The sequence below is a fragment of the Pedobacter aquatilis genome (assembly GCF_032678425.1).
GTDB classification, from domain to species: domain Bacteria; phylum Bacteroidota; class Bacteroidia; order Sphingobacteriales; family Sphingobacteriaceae; genus Pedobacter; species Pedobacter aquatilis_B.
The window spans coordinates 155,790-168,670 of the sequence record NZ_JAVTSG010000008.1 but is presented as its reverse complement, the minus strand read 5'-3'; the positions used below and the strand labels follow the sequence as shown (position 1 = coordinate 168,670).

9 protein-coding genes are annotated in these 12,881 nt (G+C 37.8%); 8 read left to right on the top strand and 1 reads right to left on the bottom strand.

Features of this window, described 5'->3' with window-relative positions:
- The 3 genes from R2Q16_RS20160 to R2Q16_RS20150 all read left to right on the top strand — a co-directional run bounded on the left by R2Q16_RS20160 (position 1) and on the right by R2Q16_RS20150 (position 4,890).
- Positions 1–1,776 (top strand): long-chain fatty acid--CoA ligase, encoded by a 1,776-nt coding sequence (locus R2Q16_RS20160; protein ID WP_316739839.1) that lies wholly within the window; start codon positions 1–3, stop codon positions 1,774–1,776.
- On the top strand, positions 1,748–3,466 hold the full coding sequence (ggt, locus tag R2Q16_RS20155) for a gamma-glutamyltransferase (RefSeq protein WP_316739838.1): 1,719 nt from the start codon (positions 1,748–1,750) through the stop codon (positions 3,464–3,466). The genes R2Q16_RS20160 and ggt overlap by 29 nt, the downstream gene beginning before the upstream one ends.
- Positions 3,467–3,564: 98 nt before the next feature.
- Positions 3,565–4,890, top strand: coding sequence for an OmpA family protein (locus R2Q16_RS20150; RefSeq protein ID WP_316739836.1), 1,326 nt, complete (start codon positions 3,565–3,567; stop codon positions 4,888–4,890).
- Positions 4,891–4,941: 51 nt separating this feature from the next.
- On the opposite strand, the gene R2Q16_RS20145 is transcribed toward R2Q16_RS20150, so the two are convergent.
- On the bottom strand, positions 4,942–5,916 hold the full coding sequence (locus tag R2Q16_RS20145; protein ID WP_316739834.1) for a hypothetical protein: 975 nt from the start codon (positions 5,914–5,916) through the stop codon (positions 4,942–4,944).
- 122 nt (positions 5,917–6,038) lie between these two features.
- Here R2Q16_RS20145 and R2Q16_RS20140 point away from each other — a divergent pair, with 122 nt between their 5' ends.
- The 5 genes from R2Q16_RS20140 (at position 6,039) to R2Q16_RS20120 (ending at position 12,791) form a co-directional block, all read left to right on the top strand.
- Complete coding sequence (locus R2Q16_RS20140; RefSeq protein WP_316739833.1) at positions 6,039–6,473, top strand: MarR family winged helix-turn-helix transcriptional regulator; 435 nt, start codon at positions 6,039–6,041, stop codon at positions 6,471–6,473.
- An 88-nt stretch (positions 6,474–6,561) separates the two neighbouring features.
- Complete coding sequence (locus tag R2Q16_RS20135) at positions 6,562–8,967, top strand: 3-hydroxyacyl-CoA dehydrogenase/enoyl-CoA hydratase family protein (protein WP_316739831.1); 2,406 nt, start codon at positions 6,562–6,564, stop codon at positions 8,965–8,967.
- Between the two features lie 324 nt (positions 8,968–9,291).
- On the top strand, positions 9,292–10,467 hold the full coding sequence (locus R2Q16_RS20130) for an acetyl-CoA C-acyltransferase (protein ID WP_316739830.1): 1,176 nt from the start codon (positions 9,292–9,294) through the stop codon (positions 10,465–10,467).
- 110 nt (positions 10,468–10,577) lie between these two features.
- Complete coding sequence (locus tag R2Q16_RS20125; RefSeq protein ID WP_316739829.1) at positions 10,578–10,931, top strand: four helix bundle protein; 354 nt, start codon at positions 10,578–10,580, stop codon at positions 10,929–10,931.
- Between the two features lie 75 nt (positions 10,932–11,006).
- Positions 11,007–12,791, top strand: a complete 1,785-nt coding sequence (locus R2Q16_RS20120; protein WP_316739828.1) for an acyl-CoA dehydrogenase family protein — start codon at positions 11,007–11,009, stop codon at positions 12,789–12,791.
- Positions 12,792–12,881: the final 90 nt, after the last annotated feature.

Sequence of the window (12,881 nt, the reverse complement as noted above, 5' to 3'; positions counted from 1 at the left end):
ATGGCTGCAGAAATTAAACGTGTATTCGATCTCCTGAAATTTAGTCTAGAAAAACCTAAGCCAGAATTTATTAGCGGTAAAATAAATGGCAAGTGGACAAATTATAGTACAGAAGCATTTTGTACAGCGGTTGATAATCTTAGTCGCGGTATAATTAAAATAGGCATCAAAAAAGGGGGGCGTGTTGCTGTAATGTCGCACAACAGGCCAGAATGGAATATTGCCGATTTTGCGGCGAATCAAATCGGCGCTTATCAAATTCCATTATATCCAACATTAGCCGATCACGATATTCAATTTATTTTAAAGGATGCAGAAATCTCCATCATTTTTGTGGCTGATGAAGATTTATATAATAAGGTTAAGCCAAATGTTGAAGCTGTAAATCCTCAAATAGAAATTTACAGCTTCAATGAAGTTGATGGTGCTAAAAACTGGAAAACATTAACTGAGGTTGGCGAAAAAAGTACAGAAATTAATTTAGATGAATACCGCGAACAAATTACGCCAGATGATATTCTTACGTTAATCTACACCTCTGGAACAACCGGAACACCAAAAGGGGTAATGCTTACACACAGTAATTTGGTCTGTAATTTTGTTCATTCTGCTGTTGTAATGCCAGAGGGCGTAAATAAAGGCTTAAGCTTTTTACCGCTTTCACATATTTTCGAACGGATGATAATTTATTTATATCTGTTTAATCGTACCGATGTTTATTATGCCGAAAGTATGGAAACCATCGTTGCCGATATTCAGCATGTAAAACCGAATGCTTTCTCAACAGTACCACGTTTACTTGAAAAGGTCTATGATAAAATCATGGAAAAGGGTAAAGCCTTAACCGGGATTAAAAAGGGAATTTTCTTTTGGTCGGTTGCGCTAGCCGAAAAATATAAAATAGATGCCGGAGCTTGGTATAACTTCAAACTTTCCATCGCCCGTAAACTGGTTTTTAAAAAATGGCAAGAGGCTTTAGGTGGCGAAGTTGTTGTAATTGTTTCCGGTGGCGCGGCGTTAAACCCACGATTGGCCAGGATTTTCTGGGCTGCCGGAATGCCCGTTTTTGAAGGTTATGGTTTAACAGAAACCTCACCGGTGATTACTGTAAATCATTTTGGCGGAACAATGTTTGGTTCTGTAGGTGAGGTAATCGATGGTGTTGAAGTAAAAATTGCTCAGGATGGAGAGGTGTTAACCCGCGGCCATCAGGTTATGAAAGGTTATTATAACCGTCCAGATTTGACAGATGAGGCTATTGATAAAGATGGTTGGTTTCATACGGGTGATATTGGCGAATTGGTCAATGGTCGTTTCTTAAGAATCACCGACAGGAAAAAGGAAATGTTTAAGACGGCAGGAGGTAAATATGTTGCGCCTCAATTGCTCGAAAATAAATTTAAGGAATCTATTTTCATAGAGCAGATAATGGTTTTAGGCGAAAATCGAAAATTTCCATCGGCTTTAGTTGTGCCTAATTTCGAAACATTAAAAAGCTGGGCTGGCCGCAAAGGCATATCATTCACCAATAATGAAGAAATCATTAAAAACGAACAAGTTTTAGCGAAATATAACGAGGTGATAGAAGCCGCCAATGTTGGTTTTGGTAAATGGGAACAAATTAAACGTATTGCACTTTTACCGAAAGAATGGAGTATTGATGGTGGAGAACTTACACCAAAATTAAGTTTAAAGAGAAAAGTTATTACGGAGAAAAATAATGCTATAATTGAAAAAATTTATAAAGATGCAGAAGACTATAAAGCTTCAACTTAGTATTGTCCTTTCGGGATATTTTATAATAATTTCAATACTATCTGGCTGCGTTAGCGGGCAACTGGGTAAAAGAAATAGCGATGAATATAAAAATGGGATGGTTGTTTCTGCGCATCCCGAAGCATCAAAAGTTGGTGTTGAAATCTTAAAAAAAGGTGGTAATGCTGTTGATGCTGCCGTAGCTGTTCAGTTTGCTTTAGCTGTGGTTTACCCAAATGCCGGTAACATTGGTGGAGGTGGTTTTATGGTATATCGTTCATCAAAAGGCGAGATTAATACACTCGATTTCCGAGAAAAAGGCCCTGGTGCAGCAAGTAGAGATATGTATTTGGATTCTGTTGGCAACCCGATAGTAAGCAAAAGTTTGTATGGACATTTAGCTGTAGGCGTTCCGGGTTCGGTTGATGGAATGGTTGAAGCGCATAAAAAATATGGCAAATTAACCTGGGCGCAAGTTGTTCAGCCTTCAATAGATTTAGCTCAGAATGGCTTTCAAATCACTAAACGCCAGGCTGGTGAACTAAATGGACTACACCGAAATTTCATGAAGTTTAATCCGGATGGAACCGCTTTTGTTAATTTAGAAGGAACCTGGAAGGAAAATGATTTGATGGTTCAAACGGAGTTGGCAAATACATTAAAGTTGGTTAAGGAAAAAGGCAGGGCAGGTTTTTATGAAGGTGAAATAGCAGATTTTATCGTTGCAGAAATGCAAAAAGGTAAGGGCTTAATTACAAAAGAGGATTTGAAAAATTACCACTCTGCATGGCGTAAACCAATTACAGGGAACTATAGAGGTTATAAAATTGTTACGATGCCTCCAACATCAAGCGGTGGCATTGCGCTTATCCAGTTGTTGCAATCTGTAGAACCTTATCCCCTAAAAAAGTGGGGTCATAATGCAGATTCTACAGTACAATTAATTGTTGAGGCCGAAAGAAGGGTATATGCGGATAGAGCAGCACACTTAGGCGACCCAGATTTCTATAAAGTACCTGAACGCGAACTAACCAGTATTCAATATAATAAAAGTAGGATGGCAAGCTTCAATTGGAATAAAGCTACACCAAGCATAGAAATAAATGCAGGTGTAATCAATCCCAAAGAGCATGAAGAAACCACGCATTTTTCTATTGTTGATAAGGATGGGAATGCGGTATCAATTACCACTACATTAAATGGTTCCTATGGCTCTTTAGTGGCTGTACAAGGTGCAGGCTTTCTGCTAAATAACGAAATGGATGATTTTTCTGTGAAGCCTGGTGCACCAAATATGTACGGTTTAGTGGGGGGTGAAGCTAATGCTATTGCCCCGAATAAAAGGATGTTAAGCTCTATGACACCAAGTATTGTAGAAAAAGATGGTCAGTTGTTTATGGTAGTTGGTACACCTGGAGGCTCTACAATAATTACGTCTGTATTTCAGACAATAATTAACGTTATTGATTTCGATATGTCGATGCAGTCTGCGGTTGCTGCTAAAAAATTTCATCACCAATGGCTACCTGATGAAGTGTTTGTAGAACCTGAGGCTCTAGACAGTTTAACCACTGAGAAATTAAAGGCACGGGGCTACAAAATATCGTCTCGCGGCCCAATAGGGCGGGTTGATGCCATCCTAAAAACTAAATGGGGTTATTTACAAGGTGGTGCAGATCCGAGGGGTGATGATAAGGCAATTGGCTACTAATTGTTAAAAAGTTAAAAAAAATTACGATTCTTAAACATTTTTGGTATGACGATTGTAATAAGTGGGCGACGCTTACTAACGTTAAACTAGAAAACAAGATGAAATCAAATTTATTTAAATCCCTACCGGTTGTACTAGCCGGATTATTAGTTGGATCGGCAGCGATGGCTCAGGAGCCTGCTGCGTCAACAGCAACTCCTTTCAGAACCTGGTCAATTGGTGTAAATGCAGGTGGTTTAACACCATTATCTCCTCTAGGTGGAAGAAACGATTTTAGCAATAACAAAACTAGTTTCGGTTACGGTTTATACGTGAAGAAACAATTAACCAACTATTTCTCTTTACGTTTGGATGGAGTTATGGGTAAGTTAAAAGGAGATAACTCTGAAGCTTACGACAGTGGTTTCTCGAACACAAGCACTGTATCTGCATTCGATACAAAATTAAACTACGCTTTAAGTTTAAACGCAGTTATCAATATGTTTAATATTGATATGTTCAGAAAAGAAAATGCGGTTCAACTTTATGCATCTGCTGGTGCTGGTTTAGCTGGTTACAAACCAACTATCACAACAGCTGGTGGTACATCTGCTTATGCTGGTGGCAAATCAATTGGCGAATTAATTATCCCGGTTGGTGTTGGTGCTAAATTTAAAGTTTCTGATGGTGTAAACATCGATTTAGGTTGGACTATCAACTATGTTGATGGCGATAACTTAGATGGTTTATATAAAAACGGAAACAACGATAAATACAACTATGCATATGCAGGTTTAGAGTTCGCATTGGGTAAAGGAAAACAATTAGCTTTCCACAACCCGGTTGCTGCAACTTACGATGAAGCTCTTGCTGCAAAAAATACAGCTAATGCATTAAAAGGTGATTTAGATGCTCAAAAAGCTGAAAACGCTAAATTACGTTCTGAAATGGCTGATTTGTTAAAAGATACAGATGGTGATGGTGTAGCTGATAAATTAGATAAATGCCCTGGAACACCTTCTGGAACTGTTGTTGATGGTTCTGGTTGTCCTTTAAAAACTCCTGAAAAAGTTGTTGAGAAAGTTGTAATTACAGATGAAGATCGTAAAGTAGTTAACGAAGCGATTAAAAACTTAGAATTCGACTTAAACAAAGCAACTATCCGTTCTAAATCTTTTGCATCATTAAATAGAGTTGCAGGATTATTAGTTCAGAAAAACTTTAGCTTAAAATTAGCTGGTCACACAGATAACACTGGTTCTAAAGAATTAAACTTACGTTTATCGAAAGCTAGAGCAGAATCTGTAAAAGCATACTTAGTTTCACAAGGTGCAAATGCATCACGTATCGAAGCTACAGGTTACGGAATGGGTCAACCAATTGCAACTAACAAAACTGCAGCTGGTCGTCAGAAAAACCGTCGTGTAGAGTTTACTTTATACTAGTTTTTCGTTAAACGAAAAAAAATGCCCCTCGATTTTTTCGAGGGGCATTTTTTATTTTATCGTTTTTATTAATTTTTGAATGCTGCTTAAATCATTCATCTCAAAATTTAAGGTATTAGGGGAGAATTTTTGATAGATGATTTGATAATCACGGCTATCATAAACACTAATAATTTTATCGTTTCCACGCTGTGTATAAATTACATATTTGATAGGGGTGCTTTTATCCAAAATCAGACTATATAACTCCTCATATGTAGCGAACTTCAATTTATAAGTATATGGCTCCTGTATTGTAGTTGCATCGTAATTACTTACAGCACCTTGTTTTTTTATTGTACTAAAGGCTTCCTTAATGTATTCAGGAACGTAAAGCGTTTGCTCTGCTAATTGAGGTAATCTCACCTTGTTGTAAAACTCCAGTTCTAAAACCCTGTTATTGTTTGAAGTTAATCCATCATTTATCTGCTTTAAATAACCCGTTAATATTCCTGGCGACCAATTAAAAAAGTTTGACTGGTTAAATAGTTCTCCCAATAATCTCGATTTTTTTGCTCTCTTAGATCCAGCTTGCTCATCTAAAGTATTTACCTGCAAATTTGTATAGGCGTCTGCAAAAAGTGTTATGGTAGCCAATACAGATTCTTCTTTTTCTTTTGGCTTTTTACCTGGAGTAGCTAATTTTAAAACATAAACGATATTTGCTTTAGAAGTTTCCTCAGACTGTTCGCTGTAAGCATCAAAATAAAAGAAAGAGTAATTTGCTGTGGTATCATATTTAGCTAAATCTTCTGGTTTGATGATTTTATATGGTGTAATCGTCCAGCTTTTTTTTATTGCTTCATCGAATTTTTCCAGCTCAGCATAGTCTTTATACTGCAACGTGAAAAGAGTTGTCGTTTTTTTAAACACTGCAAATTTATCTTCGGGTATGGATTCTTTTCCGAAATAAGATACTTGTGCTGAAGAAACTCCTCCAATCAAAATAAGCAGGAGAAGGGCGCAAATCTTTCTAAAATCTAACATAGGGCATTTTCATTTGTGTTGATTCAATTATAAGCATCTTTTGACAAATATTTTCAATTTTCCTATTGCATTAACAAAATACATTCATTAGCTTTGTTATGCAAGCATAATAAATTAACTAAATGAAACAACAGCAAACGATTGATTACCATGTTAAGTTTGCATGGCAAAACATGTTTAATAAGTACAATCAAATGGCATCAAGTTTTGGGATAACCCAAGCCATCGGTTACATGCTTATCAACATTAATGATGAAGAAGGTACTGCTGTTTCAAACCTTGCGGGATTGCTTGGTGTAAAAGCCACCAGCCTTTCCAGAATGTTAAATAATATGGAAGAAGCCAATTTAATTTATCGGGAAACATCCGTTGGTGATAAGCGCTCGGTAAAGGTTTTTTTAACCGATTTTGGAAAAGAAAAGAAACAATTAGCCAAGGGCGTTGTTCGGAAATTTAACGAATACCTCGATGAACATTTTACGAAAAAAGAGAAGGAGGCGTTCATCAATTTATTAATAAAACTAAATGATATAACTGTAGCATATACTGTTGATTAATATGAAATCTGTTATTGAATTAGGCCAAAAGTTTGGGACTGATTGAAACAGGTTTCATCAGATAAATGAAAATAATATATAGATACTGATGAAACGAAGCATTAATAAAGTTGCTGTTCTAGGTTCAGGGATTATGGGGTCGCGTATTGCTTGCCATTTCGCCAATATTGGTGTAGAGGTTTTGCTTTTAGATATTGCACCAAAAGAACTGTTGCCAGAAGAGCAAGCAAAAGGATTAACATTAGATAAACCTGCGGTAAAAAACCGAATTGTTAATACAGCTTTGCAAACGGCTGTTAAAACGAATCCGTCGCCAGTTTATTCTAAAAAAGTATTAAACAAAATTAAAACCGGAAATTTCGATGATGATATGTCGAAAATTGGAGGTTTTGATTGGGTGATTGAAGTGGTTGTAGAAAATCTTGACATCAAGAAAAAAGTTTTTGAGCAAGTTGAGCAATTCCGCAAACCTGGTACTTTAATTACATCAAACACTTCGGGTATTCCAATTCATTTAATGGCTGAAGGTAGAAGTGATGATTTTAAAGCCCATTTCTGTGGAACACACTTTTTTAATCCGCCACGTTATTTAAAATTGTTGGAGATTATTCCAACACCACATACAAAACAGGAAATTGTAGATTTCTTGATGCATTATGGTGATAAGTTTTTAGGTAAGACTACGGTTTTATGTAAAGATACGCCTGCATTTATTGCCAATCGGGTAGGTGTTTATTCAATTATGGCTTTGCTTCATCTGGTTGAGAAACTAGATTTAACGGTAGAAGAGGTTGATAAATTTACCGGACCAGCATTAGGCAGACCAAAATCGGCAACTTTCCGCACTTCGGATGTGGTGGGTTTAGATACTATGATTAAAGTTGCGAAAGGACTTTACGATAATTGCCCTGACGATAAAGCACATGATTTATTTAAGCTTCCTGCATATGTGCAAAAGATGGAGGAAAATAAATGGTTGGGCGATAAAACCAAACAGGGGTTCTATAAAAAAACTAAAACTGCCGATGGCAAAACTGAAATTCTGGCGCTGGATCTAAAAACGTTAGAATACAAACCTCAGCAAAAAGTTAAATCGGCAACTTTAGAATTGACTAAGCCCGTAGAAAATCTTCGCGAACGCATGAAGATTTTTGCGAAAGGAAAAGATAAGGCAGGCGAATTATTCCGCCATTCTTCTTTCGGTTTATTTGAATATGTTTCGGATAGAATTCCAGAAATTTCTGACGAATTATACCGTATTGACGATGCTATGCGTGCAGGTTTCGGTTGGGAATTGGGCCCTTTTGAGCTTTGGGATGCCGTTAGTGTTAAAGAAGCAATTGAAGGGATGGAGCAATACGGCAATAAAGCTGCGGCTTGGGTTCATGAAATGCTCGATGCTGGAAATACTTCTTTTTATAAAGTTGAAGGCGGCGTTAAAAAGTATTATGATATTCCATCGAAATCTTACAAAGCTTTACCGGGAACGGATGATTTTATCATTTTAGATAACATCCGCGAAAATAAAACCCTTTGGAAAAATTCTGGCGTTTCCATTATTGATTTGGGCGATGGCATTTTAAATGTAGAATTCCATACCAAAATGAATACCATTGGTGGCGATGTGATTTCTGGAATTAATAAAGCCATTGATATGGCCGAGAAAGATTACCGTGGGTTGGTAATCGGCAATGATGGGGCGAATTTCTCTGCCGGTGCAAACGTGGGTATGATTTTTATGATGGCTGTTGAACAAGAATGGGATGAATTGAATATGGCGATTCGCATGTTCCAGAATACTTCGATGCGTATCCGTTATTCTTCTATACCCGTTGTAGTTGCCCCTCATAATTTAACTTTAGGTGGTGGTTGCGAATTTAGTTTGCATGCCGACCATGTTCAGTTATCAGCAGAAACTTATATGGGTTTGGTTGAGTTTGGCGTGGGTGTAATTCCTGGTGGCGGCGGAACAAAAGAATTTGCTTTACGTGCTTCTGATGAATACAAAGATGACCAGATTGTTCAGAATGCCCTAAAAGAGCGTTTCCTTACAATTGGAATGGCAAAAGTTTCGACTTCTGGTTATGAAGCTTTTGAATTGGGTTATCTACAAAAGGATAAATTTTCTATCTCAATGAACCGCAACCGTTTATTGGCCGATGCAAAAGCTAAAGCAATAGAATTGGCCGATGCAGGTTATACAAAACCCGTGCAACGTACGGATATAAAAGTGTTGGGTAAACAAGGTTTAGGAATTGTTTACGCTGGTGCAAATAGTATGTATGCTGGTCATTACATTTCTGAGCACGATAAGAAGATATCTGAGAAATTAGGTTACGTAATGTGTGGCGGTGATTTATCTGCTCCAACAGAAGTAAGTGAACAATATTTGCTTGACCTGGAGCGAGAGGCGTTTTTGTCGCTGGCTGGAGAACGTAAGAGTTTAGAACGTATTCAAAGTATTATTACAAAGGGTAAGCCGTTGAGGAATTAGATAGGCTACACGTCATTGCGAGGTACGAAGCAATCTCTAATAATTAAAGTTTGCCGCTTTAGATTGCTTCGTGCCTCGCAATGACGGCAATTGGGAATGTTAATTTGAGCTTGTAAACAAGCTTAGGTTATTTAAACCCGATAGAAGTGGATCCCGATTTTTCATCGGGAGAAACGGATAGCGGGATTACCCTAACCAATGAAATGCAGGTTTTGCTTTTCTAAATATTAATTAAAATAAAATATTGGCGATTTTCAAGCTCGAGCCTTGTCTTGATACTTGATACTCGCTACTTAATACTAATAAGCTACTAGATACTAAAAAATGGAAGCATACATTATAGCAGGATATCGTACAGCAGTGGGCAAAGCGCCCCGTGGCGTATTTCGTTTTACAAGAGCTGATGATTTAGCTGCAGAAGTGATTAGAGCTTTGGTGGCATCGGTTCCGAATTTAGATAAAGAACAAATTGACGATGTAATTGTGGGTAATGCTACTCCAGAGGCAGAACAAGGCTTAAATATTGCCCGCATGATTTCGCTGATGGGTTTGGATACAGATAAAGTTCCTGGCGTTACGGTTAACCGTTATTGTGCATCGGGCTTGGATACCATTGCCACTGCAGTTGCGAAAATTAAAGCTGGCATGGCCGATTGCATTATTGCTGGTGGTGTTGAAGTAATGAGCGGAATGCCTTTTGGCGGATGGAAACTGGTGCCAAATGCTGAGGTTGCTAAAAATAACCCTGATTGGTATTGGGGTATGGGTTTAACTGCCGAAGCTGTTGCGAAAGAATTTAATGTTAACCGCGAGGACCAAGATGCCTTTGCATTGAAATCTCACGAAAAAGCGATTCACGCCATTAAAAACGGTCACTTAAAAGATGGTGTTTTGCCGATTACGGTCAACGAAAATTATTTGGATGAAAACCTAAAAAAGAAAACCCGTTCTTACGTGGTAGATACTGATGAAGGTCCTCGTGCAGATACCACTTTAGAAAAATTAGCAAAGCTGAAACCTGTTTTTGATGCCGTTGGAAGTGTTACGGCTGGTAATTCATCTCAAACATCTGATGGTGCAGCCTTTGTTTTGGTGGTTTCTGAAAAGAAAATGAAAGAATTAAATGCAGAGCCCATCGCCAGATTAGTGAGTTATGGTGTGGCGGGCGTTCCACCGAGAATTATGGGCATTGGTCCGATTGAGGCGATACCAAAAGCATTAAAACAAGCAGGCTTAACGCAAAACGATATTGATTTAATTGAATTAAATGAGGCATTTGCTTCACAATCTTTAGCGATTATCAGAACCTTGGATTTGAATCCTGATATCATTAACGTAAACGGAGGTGCAATTGCGTTAGGCCACCCACTGGGTTGTACTGGCGCAAAACTTACGGTGCAAATGTTAAATGAGCTAAAAAGACAAAATAAAAAGTACGGTATGGTTACCATGTGCGTAGGTACAGGACAAGGCGCAGCAGGGATTTTTGAGATGTTTTAATTTAGTGTCAAGATATGAGTATCAAGTATCAAGATGAATAGCAAGGAGTAAAAACATCATCCTTAAATAGTCATCCCAAATATTTTATTCAAATCTTAATATTAAAACACATGCACAATTTTAAAGATTTAAAGGTCTGGCAAAAGTCAATTGATTTGGCGGTTGAAGTTTATAAAGCAGCTTCATATTTACCAAATGATGAAAAATATGGTTTAATTTCTCAAATGAAAAGATGTTCAGTCTCAATTTCTTCGAATATTGCGGAGGGCTCAGGCAGAGGAAGTAATGCTCAATTTAAGCACTTTCTCACAATTAGCCAAGGTTCGGCTTTTGAATTGGAAACACAACTGATTATTTCAAACAAGCTTGAACTTTTGGATGACAGTCTTGCTGCTAATCTTTTAGAAAAAACTACAGAGATTCAGAAAATGGTTTACGCTTTAGGTAAGCGCATCAACACATAAAAATATTAAAACTTAGAGGTATCTGGTTTTCGAGCCCTGTCTTGATACTTGATACTCGCTACTAGATACTAAAGAATGGAAAAAAAAACAATTAAAGGCGGCGAATTCTTAATTAAAGAAACCGTTTATCAGGATGTATTTATTCCTGAAGAATTTGATGAAGAACAGCAGATGATTGCGCAAACTTGTCGCGATTTTTTAGAGGCTGAGGTTTATCCGAATTTAGATAAAATTGATAAGCAGGAAGACCCTGAATTAATGCCAACGCTTTTAACCAAGGCAGGAGAGTTGGGTATTCTTGGTGTTTCCGTTCCGGAAGCGTACGGAGGTTTCGGGAAAAATTTCAATACTTCAATGCTAGTTGCTGACGTTGTAGGCGCTGGTCACTCTTTTGCGGTTGCGCTTTCTGCGCATACAGGAATTGGAACTTTGCCAATTCTATATTATGGTAATGAAGAGCAAAAAGCTAAATACATTCCAAAATTAGGTTCTGGTGAATGGAAAGCGGCATATTGTTTAACGGAGCCAAACTCCGGTTCGGATGCTAACTCCGGAAAAACAAAAGCTAAGTTGAGCGAAGATGGAAAGCATTACATCATCAATGGGCAAAAAATGTGGATTACCAACGGTGGATTTGCGGATATTTTTATCGTTTTCGCGAAGATTGATGATGATAAAAACCTAACCGCATTTATTGTTGAAAAAGATTTTGGTGGCATCACCATGAATCCGGAAGAACACAAAATGGGTATCAAAGGTTCTTCAACACGTCAGGTTTTCTTTAACGATTGTGAAGTTCCGGTAGAAAATATGTTAAGCGATAGAGAAAACGGTTTCAAAATTGCAGTTAACATTTTAAATATTGGTCGTATAAAATTATCTGCTGCGGCAATTGGTGCATCGAAAGCAACATTAAGTACGGCAATTAATTATTCGAACGAGCGTATTCAATTCGATAGACCCATTTCTAAATATGGCGCTATTCGCTATAAAATTGCCGAAATGGCTTCGAAGCTTTATGCGGTTGATGCCGCAAATTATCGTGCCGGACAAAATATCGATGATACTTATGACTCCTTAGTTGCTGGCGGCATGGAATCAGGCAAAGCCAGATTAAAATCTGTTGAGCAATTTGCAGTTGAATGTGCCATTTTAAAAGTTTGGGGTTCGGAAGCATTGGATTACACCGTTGATGAAGGTGTTCAAATTTACGGTGGTATGGGTTTTAGTGCCGATGCACCAATGGATAGAGCGTACCGTGATGCACGAATCAACAGAATTTTCGAAGGAACAAACGAAATTAATCGTCTGCTTACCGTAGATATGATGCTGAAACGTGCGATGAAAGGGGAATTGGATTTAATGACGCCTGCTACTGCCGTAGCAGCTGAACTTATGAGCATTCCTGATTTTGGCGAAGAAGACACTACACTTTTTGCTGCGGAGAAAAAAGTTTTAGCAAACCTTAAAAAAGCAACTTTAATGGTCGCTGGTGCTGCGGTTCAAAAACTAATGATGACTTTGAGTAAAGAGCAAGAAATTTTAATGAACATTGCAGATATGGCTGGTTATGTTTATGTATTGGAATCAGCTTTGCTTAGAACAGAAAAATTAGTTTCAATACGTGGTGAAGCAGCTTGTTCAGGACAATTAGATTTATTAAGAATTTACTTGGTTGAAGCCGTTGATGGTGTTGCAAAAGCGGGTAAAGAAGCGCTTTGGGCTTTTGCAGACGGTGATGAACAACGCATGATGCTAGTTGGTTTACGTAGATTTACTAAGGTTGAACCATTTAATGTTAAAGATGCCCGCCAAAGAGTTGCGCAACAACTGATTGAGGCGAATAAATATATTTTTTAGAAGCTTAAAAAGCTGAAAGGTTAAAGACCAAAGCTGAAAGACAAAGAACCGTAAGAACTAATGAGGTACAAAAGCCTAATTGGATTAAAT